General features: G+C 57.5%; 15 protein-coding genes. 12 read left to right on the forward strand and 3 right to left on the reverse strand.

Features of this window, described 5'->3' with window-relative positions; all coding sequences use genetic code 11:
• Window positions 1-49: 49 nt before the first annotated feature.
• Together CHU71_RS04530 and CHU71_RS04535 are read right to left on the reverse strand one after the other, a co-directional pair.
• Window positions 50-1,075 (reverse strand): nicotinate-nucleotide--dimethylbenzimidazole phosphoribosyltransferase, encoded by a 1,026-nt coding sequence (locus CHU71_RS04530; RefSeq protein WP_147760324.1) that lies wholly within the window; start codon window positions 1,073-1,075, stop codon window positions 50-52.
• A gap of 30 nt (window positions 1,076-1,105) precedes the next feature.
• Window positions 1,106-1,822, reverse strand: coding sequence for a DUF3043 domain-containing protein (locus CHU71_RS04535; protein WP_046645391.1), 717 nt, complete (start codon window positions 1,820-1,822; stop codon window positions 1,106-1,108).
• A gap of 153 nt (window positions 1,823-1,975) precedes the next feature.
• On the opposite strand from CHU71_RS04535, the gene CHU71_RS04540 reads away from it, so the two are divergent.
• Entirely contained in the window at window positions 1,976-2,320 is a 345-nt protein-coding gene (locus CHU71_RS04540) for an iron-sulfur cluster assembly accessory protein (protein WP_005528647.1), read from the forward strand.
• A 200-nt stretch (window positions 2,321-2,520) separates the two neighbouring features.
• Here CHU71_RS04540 and asnB read toward each other — a convergent pair whose 3' ends face one another.
• Window positions 2,521-4,443: an asparagine synthase (glutamine-hydrolyzing) gene (gene asnB, locus CHU71_RS04545; protein WP_049063082.1), complete on the reverse strand. Its 1,923-nt coding sequence runs from the start codon at window positions 4,441-4,443 to the stop codon at window positions 2,521-2,523.
• Window positions 4,444-4,853: 410 nt separating this feature from the next.
• Here asnB and CHU71_RS04550 point away from each other — a divergent pair, with 410 nt between their 5' ends.
• The 11 genes from CHU71_RS04550 to CHU71_RS04600 all read left to right on the forward strand — a co-directional run bounded on the left by CHU71_RS04550 (window position 4,854) and on the right by CHU71_RS04600 (window position 17,557).
• Window positions 4,854-5,930, forward strand: a complete 1,077-nt coding sequence (locus CHU71_RS04550) for a cytochrome c oxidase subunit II (RefSeq protein WP_147760326.1) — start codon at window positions 4,854-4,856, stop codon at window positions 5,928-5,930.
• A 22-nt stretch (window positions 5,931-5,952) separates the two neighbouring features.
• Window positions 5,953-6,384, forward strand: a complete 432-nt coding sequence (locus CHU71_RS04555) for a cytochrome c oxidase subunit 4 (RefSeq protein ID WP_046645207.1) — start codon at window positions 5,953-5,955, stop codon at window positions 6,382-6,384.
• 596 nt (window positions 6,385-6,980) lie between these two features.
• The gene (locus tag CHU71_RS04560; protein WP_180298325.1) at window positions 6,981-7,565 is read left to right on the forward strand and encodes a heme-copper oxidase subunit III; all 585 of its coding nucleotides are present in this window, start codon (window positions 6,981-6,983) and stop codon (window positions 7,563-7,565) included.
• Between the two features lie 71 nt (window positions 7,566-7,636).
• The gene (locus CHU71_RS04565) at window positions 7,637-8,524 is read left to right on the forward strand and encodes a c-type cytochrome (RefSeq protein WP_005528657.1); all 888 of its coding nucleotides are present in this window, start codon (window positions 7,637-7,639) and stop codon (window positions 8,522-8,524) included.
• Window positions 8,521-9,741, forward strand: coding sequence for a ubiquinol-cytochrome c reductase iron-sulfur subunit (locus CHU71_RS04570; RefSeq protein WP_147760327.1), 1,221 nt, complete (start codon window positions 8,521-8,523; stop codon window positions 9,739-9,741). Before CHU71_RS04565 ends, CHU71_RS04570 begins: the two co-directional genes overlap by 4 nt.
• The gene (locus CHU71_RS04575; RefSeq protein WP_046645208.1) at window positions 9,741-11,363 is read left to right on the forward strand and encodes a cytochrome bc complex cytochrome b subunit; all 1,623 of its coding nucleotides are present in this window, start codon (window positions 9,741-9,743) and stop codon (window positions 11,361-11,363) included. The genes CHU71_RS04570 and CHU71_RS04575 overlap by 1 nt, the downstream gene beginning before the upstream one ends.
• 1,380 nt (window positions 11,364-12,743) lie before the next feature.
• Window positions 12,744-13,373 carry a C40 family peptidase gene (locus tag CHU71_RS04580; RefSeq protein ID WP_147760328.1) on the forward strand — a complete coding sequence of 210 codons (630 nt, stop codon included), beginning with the start codon at window positions 12,744-12,746 and terminating at the stop codon, window positions 13,371-13,373.
• Window positions 13,374-13,537: 164 nt separating this feature from the next.
• Window positions 13,538-14,599 (forward strand): NlpC/P60 family protein, encoded by a 1,062-nt coding sequence (locus CHU71_RS04585; protein ID WP_370450488.1) that lies wholly within the window; start codon window positions 13,538-13,540, stop codon window positions 14,597-14,599.
• Between the two features lie 10 nt (window positions 14,600-14,609).
• Window positions 14,610-15,737 (forward strand): glycosyltransferase family 4 protein, encoded by a 1,128-nt coding sequence (locus CHU71_RS04590; RefSeq protein ID WP_101504761.1) that lies wholly within the window; start codon window positions 14,610-14,612, stop codon window positions 15,735-15,737.
• A gap of 98 nt (window positions 15,738-15,835) precedes the next feature.
• Window positions 15,836-16,789 carry an ROK family protein gene (locus CHU71_RS04595; RefSeq protein WP_070420479.1) on the forward strand — a complete coding sequence of 318 codons (954 nt, stop codon included), beginning with the start codon at window positions 15,836-15,838 and terminating at the stop codon, window positions 16,787-16,789.
• 21 nt (window positions 16,790-16,810) lie between these two features.
• Entirely contained in the window at window positions 16,811-17,557 is a 747-nt protein-coding gene (locus CHU71_RS04600) for a 1-acyl-sn-glycerol-3-phosphate acyltransferase (RefSeq protein WP_005528673.1), read from the forward strand.
• The last annotated feature ends 2 nt before the right edge of the window (window positions 17,558-17,559 follow it).

Below are 17,559 nucleotides of genomic sequence, written 5' to 3' on the forward strand. Positions count from 1 at the left end.
GCTTGGCGACGCCCTCCCTTCCGCATGTTTTCCCACACGCTTCTCTGGGTTAGTCCTCGTATTCAGTCGCAGGGGCTTGTGATTCGTTGCTTTCTGCAGCGGCGAGGACCGCGAGCTCGTCGCCTGCCAGCTCAACCGCGGCGTCGATAAGCGGCAATGCACTTAACGCTGCAAGGCCTTGGCCGGCGCGCATCCTGAGCTCGAGCAACGGCTGCAACTTCAGCAGCTCAAGGGCCTTGATGTGGGAAGGCTCCGTGGTCGCGCTTGCCGCATAAAGCCAGTGCTTGACTCCGGGCGCCAGCTTTTCGGCATAGACGGCGGCGGTGGCGGTAAGGGGGCCGTCGATAAGCATCGGCGTTCGGCGCGCTGCCGCCTGGCACATAAAGCCCACCAGGGCAGCAAAGCTCGGGGAGGAGGCTGCCTTGAGGACTTCGATGCCATCGAGATTGCGGATGCGGAACATTGCATCGCGGATGACGGTGACTTTGGTCTTCCACATTGCGTCGGTGGTTCCAGAACCCGGACCCACGATGACAACTGGCTCGATGGCAGTGAAGTTGCCCATGAGAACGGCCGCCACGGAGGTGCCACCCACGCCGAGCTCGGCGGGGATGAGGAGATCGGCGCCGGCATCAATCTCTGCATCGGCCGTGGTCTGCCCAAGCGTGAAAGCGGCGTCGAACTTTTCAGTGCTCATTGCGGGCTCCACATCAATGGAGCCAGAAGGCGCGCACTCCACGACGTGGATGCTGGCGCCTGTGCGGCGTGCCATCGTGTGTGCAGGGCCTGCGCCCTCTGCGAGCTCGGTGAGCTGTTCGGCATCCGACTCTGGAGCGAATGCGGAGAGCCCAACGCCCTCAAAGGTGCGGGTAGCGATGCCGTGCGCGCCGGCAAACACGATGACGCGTGTGCGCTGTAGCGGCGCGGCAGGTGCTACGCCTTGGCAGGCGGCGAGCCAGCTTGCGACGTCATTGAGCGTGCCAAAAGAATCGCCGCGTACAGAGGTACTTAAGGCGTCTGCTACTGCGAGACGCGCCTGCTGATCCGGCCGTGGAACCGGAGTGATTTCAGGCATCACAACTCCTAAGCCTTGGGAAGAAGACGGTTAGACCGTAGCGCCGCGTTCAACGCGTGGCTTCGGGGTGCGCCACTTACGCGGCTGGGTTGCACGAGAATAAGCATAGAAGCCCAGTCCGAAACCTGCCTCGGTTGTGCCAGGGAACTTCAAACGCACCGAGTTGTTGCACTTGCGTGCTAGCCAAATGCCTTCGATAGCGAAGATTGCGATGAAGACCATAGAGATGATGGAGACCCAGTTGGCAAAGTTCGGGTTGTAGTTGCCCAGCAACATAACAACTAGCAGGACGATAGCTGCTGGCATTACCCACTCGTTGATGAACTTGCGGGAGTCAACCCAGTCACGTACGTAGCGGCGCACTTCACCCTTATCGCGGGGGAGGAGGTAGCGCTCGTCGCCACTTGCCATGCGCTCCTGTGCGACACGGTTCGCCTCACGGGACTCCTCGCGCTCCTTGCGCTTATAAGCCTTCCACTCCTCCTTGGACATGGAAGCTTTGAGCTCCTTGCGGCGCTGGTAACGCTGCGCATCGGACATGCCGTTTGGATCGCGCTTTACGCCGCGGGCGATCTCTTGCTGATCACGCTTTGGCGTCGGGCGGCCCTTCGGCGGGGTGTAGCCCTTGCGGTGGGTTTCGGAGTGCTCTTCGCCGGCCTCGTGCTGTGCGGCGGAAGTATCCGCCTGCGATGCAGGGACAGCGGCGTCCTGGGACGCGTTTTCATCTTTTTGCCACGGAAGTTTCACGGTGATCAGACTACAAGGTTGGTGGTCAATAATGGGAATAGGCCCGCCGCCCATGACGTTGCAAGGAATGTAACCGAGGTCAACCTTTTCCCGAGCACGCTGATCGGGGTAGGGTAGGGGCCAGAAAAACCCGTACTTATTTGAGGAGAAGACATGACCGCTCCAGCTTCCGCTACCGGTGTCATCCTGACTGAGGCAGCAGCCGCCAAGGCAAAGGCTCTGCTTGACCAGGAAGGCCGCGACGATCTAGCCCTGCGTATCGCTGTGCAGCCAGGCGGTTGCGCTGGCCTTCGCTACCAGCTTTACTTCGATGACCGCACACTCGACGGTGACAAGGTCGACACCGTCGGTGGCGTCAACCTCGTGGTGGACAAGATGTCCGTCCCTTACCTCACCGGTGCCAAGATCGACTTCGCTGACACCATCGAGTCCCAGGGCTTTACCATCGACAACCCGAACGCCGGCGGCTCCTGCGCTTGCGGTGACTCTTTCAACTAAATAGCGCTTTTATAGCGAAAGCGGGCTTGGAGGCAAGGTCCCTTCCAAGCCCGCTTTGTCGTTTTATTCTTACTTCTTATTCTGCTTGGTTTCCCGCCTTCTTGGTTGATGACGTTGCCCATGCAAAAGGCTCTCCCCCTTACCCGGAGGTAATAGGGGAGAGCCTTCGAATAAACGTCAAAGTGACGAAACGCTCTGGCTTAGAGCTTTACGGGGTAGTCGCGCTGCTCGATCTGTGGATCGATGCGGTTTTCGACGAAAATGCCGTGCCAGATCATGAAGGACAGGACGGTCCACAGGCGGCGGGAGTGATCGGAGACGCCATCGCGGTGCTCCTTGAGCATCTCCAGGACTTCCTTCTTGTTGAAGATGTCCTCGGTCTGCGACTCGTTGATCTGGTCTTGTGCCCACCCGTAGAGCTCGTCGCCGGCCAGCCAGTGGCGCATCGGTACCGGGAAGCCCAGCTTCTTGCGGTGCAATACGTGCGGTGGAACGATCTGCTCCATGGCCTTGCGCAGCGCGTACTTGGTGGTGCCGTGGGAGATCTTCAGATCGTGTGGAATGGTTTCTGCGACCTTGAAGACTTCCTTGTCTAGGAACGGAACACGCAGCTCCAGGGAGTTGGCCATGTTCATCTTGTCTGCCTTGACCAGAATGTCACCACGCATCCACGTGAACAGATCCAGGTGCTGCATGCGGGCTACTGGATCGAAGTCACGGGACTGCGCGTAGATAGGTGCGGTCACCTCGCGGTGATCCCATTCTTCCTTGGCCCATGGGATGACGCGCTGCATCTGCTCGAAGTTGAAGGAGCGGGCGTTGCCGTAGTAGCGCTCCTCCATGGTCATAGAACCACGGTTGAGCAGCGACTTCCCCTTCATGCCCTCGGGAAGTACCTTGGAAAGCCGGCCTAGACCGCGACGCAGTGGGGATGGGATCTTTTCGAAAGGTGCCAGGGAAAGCGGCTCCTTATAAATGGTGTAACCACCGAAGAGCTCGTCGGCGCCCTCGCCAGAAAGAACCACCTTGACGTGCTTGCGGGCTTCCTGCGCCACGAAGTACAGCGGGACCAAAGAAGGGTCCGCGACTGGATTGTCGAGGTACCACATGATCTTCGGGATCGCGGTGGCGTATTCCTCGGGGGAGACAATCTTGACAATGTGCTCCACGCCAATTGCCGCAGCGGACTCGGCGGCAACGTCCACCTCGGAGTAGCCCTCGCGCTCAAATCCGGTGGTGAAGGTGAGCAGGTCAGGGTTGTGGCGCTTGGCCAGTGTTGCGATGGCAGTGGAATCAATGCCGCCAGAAAGGAAGGAGCCTACGGTCACGTCTGCGCGCATGTGCTTCTCGACGGAGTCCTCGAGAGCTTTGGCAATCTTGTCGAAGAGCTGCTGCTCCTGCCCCTGGGCAACCTTCTGTACTGGGAAGCGTGGCTTGAAGTAACGGTCGTTGACCACCTTCTGGCCCGGCTTTAACGTGACGGTGGAACCGGACTCAACGCGACGAATGTTGGAGTGTAGGGACTCTGGCTCCGGCACGTATTGCAGATCGATGTAGTGCTCGATAGCTCGCTTGTCTAGGCTCAGGTCTAGACCGAGCGGCTCCGCCATTTCGAGGATGCACTTCATTTCGGAAGCGAAGATGGTGCCTGCATCCGTGGTTGCGTAATAGAGCGGCTTGATGCCGAACTGGTCGCGGGCTGCGAACATCGTCTTGGTTTCGGTATCCCAAATGACGAAGCCGAACATGCCACGCAGGTGGTTGACCACGTCTTCCCCCCAGTGGTGGTAGCCCACGACGATCGGCTCACCATCGCCCTCGGTGTTGAACTTCAGGCCGGCAGCGCTAAGTTCTTCACGCAGCTCGATGTAGTTGTAAATTTCGCCGTTAAAGGTGAGGGCGTAGCGCTCTGGGTTATCTTCTGGTCCCCAGCGAAGTGGCTGGTGGGAGTGCTCAAGGTCGATGATGGAAAGACGGTTGAAACCGAAGGCCGCATCTTCGTCATGCCAGGTGCCGGCGGCATCTGGGCCACGGTGGCGCATGCACTGAAGGGACTGCTCAAGGGCGTCTACGTACTCGGCCGCATTGTGGTTAGCGGTCAATAGTCCGCAAAGTCCGCACATAGTGTGGTTGCTCCTTATTAATGAAGGGTATTTTTCTTCCGACCACTTTACGGCGCGAAGGGGCAAAAGCAGGAACGCGCGCCGAGTTGGCAGCTTCATCTCAGGCTTCATAAAGCTGATAGGGCAGAGGTGGCGTGAGCTTACCCTTTAGGGTGCGAACTTTCGGATGATGCAGACGCCGGCGCTTTGTGAATTGAGTCATAGATGAAGGGGGTCTATAGGGGGCTTGGTTGGGCCCTTATGCAGGTGGGCCGGTAACATCCACAGCGTTCTTTGCTTACAGAGCTTAAAAGCAAGAGTTTGTGGACTCCGAAAAGGTAAGAAACGCAGGCTCCATCCACTATCCTGATTGGATAGGAATGCTCTGTGAGTATTCGAGAAGTTTGTGTGGACAGAAAGGCAGAACACACGTGGGACAGCGTAAACAGCGCAACTTTGCTCGCAAGGCGGGCCTAGCTGGCGCAATCGCTCTTGGTGGCTTTGCATTGGCCGGTTGTGACGTGAAAGCTCCAACCGCCGTTGAGAACCTCTTGGGCTTTGGTTGGCCAAAGGGTATTACCCCTGAGGCAGAGTCTATGTACAACTTCTGGATTTGGGTCTGGGTTGCAGCATGGATTATCGGTTTTATCATGTGGGGCTTGTTCCTCATTGCCATCTTCAACTGGAACGCGAAGAAGGCTGAAAAGGACGGAAAGGGTGAGTTCCCAAAGCAGCTGCAGTACAACGTGCCGCTGGAGATGGTGCTGACCATCGTTCCGATCCTCATCATCATGGGCCTGTTCTTCTTCACTGTTCAGGCGCAGCAGAAGGTTACTGCCCTGGATAAGAACCCAGAGGTTACCGTCGATGTCACCGCTTACCAGTGGAACTGGAAGTTCGGTTACGCCGAGAACAAGGTTGATGGCCAGAACTACAACGGCGAAGACGTCGAGCGTAAGAAGCTGGCGGAAGAGTCTGCTATCGACCCTGAGGGCGTAAAGAACCCGAACCCAATTCACGGCAAGTCCATGGGTGACATCTCCTACCTGAACTTCAACAAGATTGAAACCGTCGGTACCACCGAGGAAGTTCCGGTTCTGGTTCTTCCTTCTGGGACTCCGATTGAGTTCCGTCTCGCTTCCGGTGACGTCTCCCACTCTTTCTGGGTTCCGGAATTCCTCTTCAAGCGAGACGTCTACGCACACCCTGAGGCAAACGCTCAGGAGCGTCGTTTCCAGATTGAAGAAATCACCGAGGAAGGCGCATTTGTTGGCCGTTGTGCTGAGATGTGCGGTACCTACCACGCCATGATGAACTTCGAGATTCGCGTCGTTAGCCGCGAAGACTTCAATAAGTACCTCACCTTCCGTGAGCAGAACCCGGAGGCAACCAACGCTGAGGCTCTTGAGCACATCGGCCAGGAACCTTATGCAGTGACCACCTCTCCGTTCAACTCTCAGCGCGATACCCGCGACGGTGACAACTTCGTTGGCACCCCGAAGGCATAAGTAGAAAAGGACTGAATTCACAATGCGTGCAACATCTAAGGTCTTCTACTCGATTGCGACCTACCTCTTCGTTTCCCTGGTGGTCTACGTTCTGGGCGTTAACTTCGTTAAGGATGATGGCTACCTCTACGGCCCCGAGTGGGCAGGTATCGTCGGCCTTACCCTGGCGTTCCTGCTGTGCGTCATGCTCGGCGTGTACATCAACTTCACCGATTCCCGCGTCGACGTCGCACCTGAGGACTGGGAAGAGGCAGAGACTGAGGACGGCGCTGGCATCCTCGGCTTCTTCTCCCCGGGTTCCATCTGGCCGCTGGCTATGACCGGCTCCATCGCCCTGCTGGGCCTTGGCATCATCTTCCTGTACTTCTGGTTGATTGTGCTTGGCGCTGCCTGCCTGGTGGCTTCCGTTACTGGCCTGTCCCTGCAGTACGGTCTGCCGAAGGAAAAGCACTAGGCTTTTCGTGAGTGTCGGAACAAGCTTCACGACGCCCGCCTGAAACTTCTCGCGTCCCCCATCGCATAAGCGGTGGGGGACTTTGGCGATCTTGCGTCGGTTAGACGCCAAAAAAGTTCCCGAAGGTTCCAAGAAAATTTCGAAGATGCTCGCCATTGGGGGAGAGCGAGCCGTGAAACTAATGAGCATACGTAGCGCTTTTGAGGAAGTAATAGCACGTGAGGGCCACTTTTTACGGGGGTCAACCGAAAGTTGGAAACCTGCGATTTTAACCTGAAGTCCTTTGTGATTTATGTCATTGAACTTCCTCCTCAAACTGGTTGCAAAGGATGGATGAAGGTCTCAACTTTCGAAACGCAAATTTGGCCTAGTTAGGTGCGGGCTGTTTAAAAGCTTGTTTACCTGCAGGGATGAGGCGTCGTAAAGCGCGCTCAAAAGTTCCCGCTAAACCGTATTTTTTCCAAATTGGGAACATTCTGGCAGTGGGCTGCAAACGAAGTAGGAGGCGGTTAAGAAAATCGGGGGGAATAGAAGTGACTTCAGGGTTCTGACCGGCCATACTGTTAAGCGTGACGAGCGTAGTTTCAAACCAAGGTATGGCAGCACCACGTGTTGCCGCGCTGAACCGACCCAACATGGTCAGCGTGGGCACCATCGTGTTCCTGTCTCAGGAATTGATGTTCTTTGCCGGACTGTTCGCGATGTGGTTCACATCCCGCGCGAACGGCCAGGAAGGCGACTGGGCGGAGCATACCGCTCATATCAACGTGCCGATGGGCTTTCTCATTACGGCAGTGCTGATTACGTCTTCCGTGACCTCTCAGTTCGGCGTTTTCGCAGCAGAAAGGGGTGACGTATACAAGCTCCGACTCTGGTACTCAGTGACTTTGCTGTTGGGTGTTGTCTTCTTGGGCATCATGGCATTTGAGTGGACAGAGTTGATCATTCACGGTGTGACTATCCAGTCCAGCGTTTTTGGTTCGGTCTTCTACATTCTGACTGGCTTCCACGCTGCACACGTGACCGCAGGTCTTATTTCGTTCGCGATCATTTTGGCGCGTATCGCTAAGTCCAAGTTCACGCCTGCACAGGCAACCGCAGCGATGGCAGTGTCTTACTACTGGCACTTCGTCGACGTTGTCTGGATCGGCGTGTTCGTAGTCATCTACCTAGTCCAGTAGGCCGTAGGAGCCCGGGAGCAGGCTCTCGGCCTACAGCCATCCATTTCCGTGTACGAGTTATCTAAAGGAAAATGATGGATAACATCCAGCAGACCGCCGCAGTGGAAGAGACCACTGCCGCGGCTAAGAAGACCCGCCGTCGCCGCAAGGCGAAGCGCACTCTTGCCGGCGCCTTCGCACTGAGCATCGGCCTGACTGGCGCTGGTGTCCTGGCTTCTGCCTTGACCCCGGATGCGCAGATCGCCACGGCTCAAAAAGATGACCAGGCTCTCATCCAAGAGGGTAAGGACATCTACGATGTCGCTTGTATTACTTGCCACGGTGCAAACCTTCAGGGTATTGAGGGCCGCGGTCCTTCCCTCGTAGGTGTCGGCGCCGGATCCGTGTACTTCCAGGTTCATTCTGGTCGTATGCCGATGATGTCTAACGACGCACAAGCAGAGCGCAAGACCCCGCGCTATACCGAGCAGCAGACTCTGGCACTGGCTGCATACGTCGCTGCGAACGGCGGCGGCGCAGACATCGTCTACAACGAAGACGGCACCGTCGCGCAGGAATCTCTCCGTGGCGCTAACTACAACGGCCAGATTCAGGCCGAGGACGTAGCTAAGGGCTCCGAGCTGTTCCGCATGAACTGTGCATCCTGCCACAACTTCACCGGCCAGGGCGGCGCGCTGTCCTCCGGTAAGTACGCTCCGCCGCTGGCTCCGGCCAACGAGCAGGAGATCTACCAGGCAATGCTGACCGGTCCGCAGAACATGCCTAAGTTCTCCGACCGACAGCTGACTGCAGACGAGAAGAAGGACATCATCGCCTACCTCAAGTCTGCAAAGGAAACCCCGTCTCCGGCTGGTTGGGACCTCGGTGGTCTCGGACCAGTTGCTGAGGGTCTTGCAATGTGGATCATCGGCATCAGCGCTCTGTGCGTTGCCGCTATGTGGATTGGATCGCGCTCATGAGCAATGTAAAGAAGAACTACACCGACGCTGAGCTCGACAAGATGAGCAATGACGAGCTGGCTGCCCTCGGCACCGAGCTCGACGACGTAACCGTTGCATTCCGTAAGGAGCGCTTCCCGGTTGAAGGCGACCCAGCTGAAAAGCGTGCCGCCACCAACGTAACCATCTGGTTGCTGATTTCGGTCATCGCAGGCCTTGCCTTCTTGGGCGTATACCTGTTCTGGCCGTGGCAGTACAAGATGCTGGGTGAAGACGGCCTCTGGGGCCACACCCTGTACACCCCATTGCTGGGTGCTACCTCTGGCCTGGCCATCACGGCCTTGGGCTTCGCAATCGTGCAGTACGTCAAGAAGATTCTGCCGGAAGAGATTTCCGTGCAGCGTCGTCACGACGGTCCTTCCGAGGAAGTTGACCGCCGTACCCTTACTGCACTGCTCAACGACTCGTGGAAGACCTCCACTCTGGGTCGCCGCAGCACCATCAAGGGTCTGCTTGGCGGTGCCGGCGTTCTGTTCGGTTTGACTGTTATTGCTCCGCTTGGCGGCGCGGTTAACAACCCGTGGAAGAAGCGCCACGACCTGAACTACGCAGGTGACGGTACCCTGTGGACCTCCGGTTGGACGATGCACGAGAAGGGCGTCAAGCTCTACCTGGCACGTGATACCTCCACTATTGCTGAAAAGCACGAGGGCGAGTCCGGTACTCACTACACCACTCGTGGCCTTGCTCGCCTCGTTCGCGTACGTCCTGAGGACCTCGCTGCCGGCGGCATGGAGACTGTTTTCCCGCTCGCTGCGGAAGACGTCAACGATGGTGACCTGTGGTCTGAGGATAAGGACGTCTACGAGAACCACATGCACTCCATTCACGGCAACCGTAACGCCGTGATGCTCATCCGTCTGCGTCACTCCGATGCGCAGAAGGCTATTGAGCGTGCTGGTCAGGAAGACTTCCACTACGGCGATTACTACGCCTACTCCAAGATCTGTACCCACATTGGTTGCCCGACCTCTCTGTACGAGGCTCAGACCAACCGCATTCTCTGCCCGTGCCACCAGTCGCAGTTCGACGCTTTGCACTACGGTAAGCCGGTCTTCGGACCTGCTGCTCGTGCACTGCCACAGCTGCCGATCGGCGTGGACGAAGAGGGCTACCTCGTTGCCAAGGGTAACTTCATTGAGCCTGTCGGACCTGCATTCTGGGAGCGTAAGTCATAATGAGTAACAAACTTGCCAAGATGGGCAACAACATGGATTCGCGCTACTCCGCCGCCGGAGTTCTGCGAACCCAGCTGAACAAGGTCTTTCCGACCCACTGGTCCTTCATGCTCGGTGAGATGGCTCTATACAGCTTCATCATCCTGCTGTTGACCGGTATCTACCTGGCACTGTTCTTCGATCCTTCCATCACGAAGGTCATCTACGACGGTGCGTACACCCCGCTGAACGGCGTCGAGATGTCTCGCGCATATGCAACGGCGCTTGACCTCTCCTTCGAGGTTCGCGGTGGTCTGTTTGTCCGCCAGATGCACCACTGGGCAGCACTCATGTTCATGATGTCCATGGTTGCTCACATGCTCCGCATCTTCTTCACCGGTGCGTTCCGTCGCCCGCGTGAGGCCAACTGGATCATCGGTTGTGCACTGATTCTCTTGGGCATGGTCGAGGGCTTCCTCGGCTACTCTCTCCCGGACGATCTGCTCTCCGGCGTTGGTCTGCGAATCATGTCCGCTATTATCTTGGGCCTGCCTATCATCGGCACCTGGCTGCACTGGGCAATCTTCGGCGGCGACTTCCCGTCCGACCTCATGCTGGACCGTTTCTACATCCTGCACGTTCTGGTTATCCCGGGCATCATCCTGGGCCTGGTTGCCGCTCACCTGATCATGGTTTGGTTCCAGAAGCACACCCAGTTCCCTGGACCGGGCCGCGCTGAGAACAACGTCGTTGGTGTCCGCATTATGCCGGTCTTCGCTACGAAGGCAATCGGCATGGGCATGATGGTTGCTGGCGTTCTGGCTCTGATGTCTGGTCTGCTGACCATCAACGCCATCTGGCTGCTTGGCCCGTACAACCCGTCTCAGGTCTCCGCCGGTTCCCAGCCGGATATCTACATGCTGTGGACTGACGGTGTTGCTCGTGTCATGCCGGCATGGGAGCTGTACCTCGGCAACTACACCATTCCTTCCGCATTCTGGGTTGCACTGCTCTGTGGTGCGATGGTCGTCCTGCTGTTCGCTTACCCATTCCTTGAGAAGAAGTTCACTGGCGACGACGCTCACCACAACCTGCTGCAGCGTCCGCGCGACGTTCCGGTTCGCTCCGCTATCGGCGCAATGGCAATCACCTTCTTCCTACTGGTGACCCTGTCCGGTGGTAACGACCACGTCGCACACTTCTTCCAGATCTCGCTGAACGCAATGACCTGGGTCGGTCGTATCGGCCTCATCGTCCTGCCTCCAATCGCTTACTTCATGACCTACCGCATCTGTGTCGGTCTGCAGCGTTCCGACCGCGAGGTCCTGGAGCACGGCATCGAGACCGGTGTTATCAAGCAGCTGCCGAATGGTGCCTTCATCGAGGTCCACCAGCCGCTTGGCCCGGTCGACGAGCACGGCCACCCGGTTCCGCTGGAGTACGCTGGCGCACAGGTCCCGAAGCAGCTCAACCAGCTTGGCTTCGCTGACGCCGAGACCCAGGGCATCTTTGCTCCGGACGACGCCGCTCTCATGCACCGCGTCCACGAGATTCACGAAGAAAACCATGCCGAAGAGGCAGAGATGTACCGTCGTCTCAACGAGGCTAACCGCCGCGAAGACGAAGAGAACGGCCGCATCTAAGCACTCCTTTAAGGGTTAGCGCCCGAAACTCGCTCACAACCCCCGTCTCCTCCTTTATAGGGAGTAGAGATGGGGGTTTCGCGATTCTGTTGGAATACTTAGAGGTTTTCCTAGATTGGTCCCATGGGGGCCATCAAGGCGTGTAGGGGCGGGCGTCAAGGGGAGCTGGCAACGGTGCAAGATCTGTTTCCTCCGTTGGAGCATTCTGGCGCCACGATGGGTTAAGGCGTGCCCTAAGCACTGTCTGCTTGAGTGAGGAGCCTTCTAGACAAGCCGTGGGATCGATCAGGTGGTGAGGATCGTGAATTGCCGGGAAATTTCCTTCGAGGATAGATAAGAGAATCCTTTGAAAAGCGCCGGCAGTTCTTGCCTAATTATGCCTCTATGCATCGCTGGCACGGGTGCTGAATCCAGTGTGCAGATTTAGTCCTATATAGGAAGGGTTTTAAGTTCTTACGAGGTTGCCATCGTGTGGGCGTGCTTTGCTTTTGCTACTGTACGCTGTTTGCTTACATATAAGGAGCTAAAGGAAGACTCGGAGTAAGCAGGGGAGTGTGCCCGCCGCAGATTGCCCTTGTGGCGGATATTGACACGAGTCGACTTTTAGAATCGGCTCCAAGGGCTTGTCACGTGATTCCGGGACTGTGTCTTGGGGAGCGCGGGGTACAGCGTTCTAAAGCGGCTATGGGGCGGTACTCACTGTCAAACCGAGCGGTGTGGAGTTCTCTGGCACCGACCTGATGTTAATTACGGCTCGTGGATTCTCATTTAAGACTGCGATTTAGGAGGCTGTTCTTGGCCTTTTTGGGGTGCGTTTAGAGTAAAAATTGTTGTTCTAGCGCCTTTTGTGAGTCCATACAGCGACCATGTGTCGAAGCTCACAAAATACATTTTTCAACGATCTGAAGCTTCAATCTTTGATGATATGTGCGCAATCTTAGGGTGTGGCGAAGTGTGGCATTGTCGCAGGTGAGAGATTGTCTCAAAGTGATAACGGGGAGCGTTCCCCGAGCGTTTATTGCGAACATTTCGGAATTGTCAACAGAAGATAACGGGGCGGTAACAGCGTCCTTTTTGACGGAAAATTCGACACGGGACGTGATGATTTCGTAACCTACTTGAGACATTGAGTTACCGACACGAGGCACTCAATACGAACTGAAGATTTAAGCGCCGCATCTGGCCCCTCCTGAACCGGGGGCCGAGTGGAGATGTTTCTACAGGAACGAAACATCAACGAACGCTAGGCCCGTCCAGGGTCAGAGCTTTGATTATCCGATTCGCTCGGAGGCGGCACACTTTAGTCCCAGCAAAACATCCTTTGCTGAACTGAGCGTGTGCAATCGAAGTAGGCGCGCCGGAAGATTTGGAGTTTAATTCGTGGCTAAGCATCGTCGTCAGGGCGCAATCAACACCCGTCGTATCGCAACCACCGCAGTTGCAGCAGCATCCGCAGCCGTTGCTGTCCCGGCAGTCGCACAGGGTGCAGAGGTTGTTGTTCCTAACACCGACTTCCGCTTTGAGGTTGCAGGACTGGAAAACGTCCCGAACATCAACCAGGTGCCGAACATTCAGCAGTATGTTCCTTCCCTGCAGCAGGCAAACGTAAACTACGCCGCGTCCGTACAGGCTCCTGTTCCGGCTCCAGCCGCAGCACCGGTTCAGTCTGCAGGGCAGAAGGCACTTGCGGCAGCGCGCTCTGCAATGGGCTCCCCATACGTTTACGGTGCGGCAGGCCCTAGCGCATTCGACTGCTCAGGTCTGACCTCTTGGGCTTACCGTCAGGCAGGCGTTGAGATTCCTCGCACCTCCCAGGCTCAGGCAGCTGGCGGCCAGCAGGTCTCCCTTGATGCCCTGCAGCCAGGCGATATCATCGTCTACTACTCTGGTGCATCCCACGTTGGTATCTACACCGGCAACGGCACCATCATCGACGCTTTGAACTCCGGTACCCCGGTTCAGGAGCGTTCCCTGCACTACATGCCGATTCACTCCGCAGTTCGCTTCTAAGCGTCCGCCTGTTTCGGTCTAAAGGCTCTTCTCGTCCATCTCTCGATGGAACAGAAGGGTCTTTTTATGGTTTTATTGAGACTCGTGCCGGTATAGAAATCGGCAGCTCCATGCGCTATCATCAAGCAGTCTTTTAATATTTTCTAAGCCTTGGGAATTTCGACGTGCTTTCTTCGACTTTGCGGGCTCGCCGCACAGCAACCGCGGCTTGCGCTGCAGCTCTTGCTTTTTCTGCCGCCTGTGGCGCTGTCACTGCGCCTGTAGCTTTTGCTCAGGAAGTGGAGGACACTCAACCAGAACAGTTGCAGCAGCTCATTGACCGCGTTGTGGAAGTAGCGCAGCGCGTTTCCGCAAAAAGCGAAGAGGTGAAAACGCTCGAAGATCAACTCAGCGAAGCTGAAAAGGAAGTCGTAGCCCTCCAGCAGCATGCCGATGAAGCCAAGGCTGCAGCGGAAGATGCTTCAGTTGCCGTTGCGGCTCAGCAGGGCCGCATCAACGGCATTGCACAGTCTCGTTATCGCGGAGATTCCCGTAGCGCTGTGTCCGCAGCGCTCAATGCAGCTGACACAGCCTCGGCTGTAGAGCGCATGGGATACTTGGGCGCACTTTCCCGCACCGCACAACGTCATCTTCTGGAAAAGTCTGCAGCCGCGCGGGAAGCGCGCGCTCTGCAGGAGGAGGCCGCTGCCGCAGTCAAGGCCGCTCAAGATAAAGCTGCCGATCTCAAGGTCAAGCGCGACGGCCTAGTGAAAGAACAGCAAGAGCTCGAGAAACAGAAGAAGGACATCGAGGCACAGGTCGATAGCCTGAATGAGGAGCAACGTGCTGCCTTCGTTGGACGCTTCGGTGCTCAGAACGTTGACCTCGCAGCGTTAGCAGATGGCTCCGGCTCAGAGGCAGTGGCCGCGGCTCTCACCCGTATCGGTGCGCCCTATGGTTGGGGAGCAACGGGTCCAGATACATTCGACTGTTCCGGATTGATGGTGTGGAGTTATCAGCAGATGGGCAAGTCCATTCCGCGTACCTCCCAGGCGCAGTTCGCCGGCGGCACGAAGGTCCCGCTTGATCAGCTCCAACCAGGTGACATCATCGGTTACTACCCAGGTGTAACCCACGTCGGTATGTACGTCGGTGATGGCCAGGTTGTCCACGCTTCGACCTACGGCGTTCCAGTCCAGGTGGTTCCGTTGGACTCTATGCCTGTTCAAGGCGCAGTGCGCTACTAGAGTAGGGCGCATGGCGCGCACTCTACTGGTTACTAATGATTTCCCGCCCACAATCGGCGGGATTCAGTCTTATCTACGGGACTTCGTTGACACGATCGACCCTTCCGAAATCGTGGTGTTTGCCTCCACCCAGGACGCGGAAGCCGCCGCGCTTTTCGACTCTGCCCAGCCCTATACTGTGGTGCGGTGGCCACACAAAGTCATGCTTCCGACTCCCGCAACTGCGCGGGAGATGCAGCGCCTCATCAGGGAGCACGGCGTCGTCAATGTGTGGTTTGGCGCAGCAGCCCCCTTGGCGCTGATGGGCAAAGCGGCCAAAGAGGCCGGCGCGCACAAGGTTGTCGCGACGACGCACGGTCATGAGGTGGGGTGGTCAATGCTGCCTCTCGCGCGCCAAGCCTTGCGCGAAATCGGTCGGCACGCTGATGTCATCACGTATATTTCTGACTACACATTACGTCGCTTGACTGCGCCCTTCGGGCCTGGTCCGCGGTGGGTTCATCTTCCTTCCGCTGTGAGCCTCGAGGATTTCTCTCCCGCGGATGCGGCGTCAAAACAAGCTGCGCGAGCTCATTTTGGCCTTTCTGAAGGACCAGTTATTACCTGCATTTCCCGCCTGGTTCCCCGCAAAGGGCAGGACCAGTTGCTGCGTGCGCTTCCGCAGGTACGGCAGCGTTTCCCCGATGCCCAATTGCTCATCATAGGCCGTGGGCGATACCGCGCTGCCCTCAGCGAACTGGCTGACATCTATGCCCCCGACGTAATTATCCGGGAAGCGAAGGACTCCGAAGAGCTCCAGCAGGCATTACATGCGGCGGACGTTTTCGCGATGCCTGCACGCACCCGCGGCAGAGGACTTGATGTTGAAGGCTTGGGAATTGTCTATCTGGAGGCCCAAGCCTCCGGAATCCCGGTGGTAGCAGGTGATTCCGGCGGCGCCCCAGAGACTGTGACGCCAGAGAGCGGAATCGTGGTACATGGTTCAAGCGTTCCTGAACTAGTCGAGGCATTGTGCACTTTGCTTGGCGACGCCTCCCTTGCTCATCGCATGGGCCGCGCCGGACGCACGCATGTCGAACAGGAATGGACGTGGGAGATCATGGGGGAGCGTCTTCGCCGAATTCTCGATGAAGAGTAGCAAAAGCGATACAACGGCTGCGGGGTATTCGCTTGATCGATTCTTCACTGGCGCGCAGAATGTGAACATTAGCCCACATGGGGTATATCCTTTTGTGCATGCTTGAACACGCCCATCCTGCCGTCGACTCCGGTCTCACCATCGGTTTCGACATTGGCGGCACCAACCTTCGTGCGGCGGCTATCGACGCCGATGGCGAGATCGTGGACTCCGTGAGCGTGCCGACGGCCAAAGTCGCCACGCAGCTTGAAGATGACATTGCCCGTGCAGTCGAGGAACTCAGTGCGACCCACGAGATCTCCGCCGTGGGGCTGGCTCTCGCGGGATTCCTTGACCCAGAGTGCGAAACCGTGCGTTTTGCCCCGCACTTGCCATGGCGCGATGCGCCCGTTCGTGAGATCTTGAGCAAAAGGATTGGCCTGCCGGTGCGTCTCGAACACGACGCAAACTCGGCAGCCTGGGGCGAGTGGCGCTTTGGCGCGGGCCGCGGCGCAAAGGACTGGGTTTTCTTCGCAGTCGGCACCGGAATCGGTGCCACGCTCATGACAGAGGACAAGATCTACCGCGGAGCCTTCGGCACCGCCCCAGAGTTCGGCCACCTCACCGTGGTTCCTGGCGGACGTGAATGTTCGTGCGGCAAGCGCGGCTGCTTGGAGCGTTATGCATCGGGCACCGCACTGCCAGACACCTGCGAGGAACTGCGCCCACAGTACGAAACAGAGCTTCCGGCCAATGCCACAGGCGTACAGATTACGCAAGCGGCCCGCGAGGGTGACCCGCTGGGGTTGGCCGTTATGGAGAACTTTGGCACGTGGCTGGGACAAGGCTTGTCCATCGTGGCAGATGTCTTGGACCCTGAACTCATCGTTGTGGGCGGCGGCGTCGCCAATGACGCGGATCTCTACCTAGAGCGCGCACACGAGAACATGGCACGACAGATCGTGGGCGCTGGACATCGCCCACTGGCCCGCGTGGCCACTGCGGAATTGGGTTCAGCCGCGGGTATGATTGGCGTTGCTGACCTTGCCCGTCATGGGCTCACCGTAGGTTAATTAGACGACAGGGACTTCACGATGCGAAACAAGTGGTACTGGGCCTTTAAGAACATTTTTTTCGGCCCTGCTCTGCGAGTATGGAACCGCCCATGGACCGAAGGAATGGATAATATTCCAGCCGAAGGCCCAGCCATCCTTGTTTCGAACCATCAAGCAGTGATGGATTCTTTCTTCTTCCCTCTCATGTGCCCGCGCCAAATCACGTTCTTGGCCAAGAGCGAATACTTCACCACACCAGGCGTGGTTGGCCGTGCACAGGCTTGGTTCTTTAGTTCCGTTGGACAAGTTCCGGTAGAACGCGACAGTGACGCTGCAGGCGATGCCATGCTTAAAGCTGCCAAGAAGATCCTCGACAGGGGAGACCTCTTTGGTATCTATCCAGAAGGTACCCGCTCTCCAGATGAGCGCATCTATAAAGGCCGCACTGGCATGGCGCGAATCGCCATGGCCACCGGCAAGCCCGTCATCCCAATCGCCATGATCGATACCCGCAAAGCGAACCCCATTGGTAGTTGGGTCCCGCGACCCATCAAGGTAGGGATGCGAGTAGCCAAGCCCATCGATCCGCATGCGTGGGCGGCCGAACGCGGCCTTAACCCAGAAGAGCACGAGACCATTCGTGCTTTCACCGACTTCGTGATGCATGAGCTCGCTGAGTTGGCTGAGAGCTCCTACGTGGACCTATATGCATCGGACGTAAAGGCATCGCTGCAGGCAGGCCACGGATACCCCGCTGGGGCCGAACCAACTGGGGAGGCACGCTAGCC

The organism is Corynebacterium sp. LK14 (assembly GCF_008042215.1).
In the GTDB taxonomy this organism is placed as follows: Bacteria; Actinomycetota; Actinomycetes; order Mycobacteriales; family Mycobacteriaceae; genus Corynebacterium; species Corynebacterium striatum.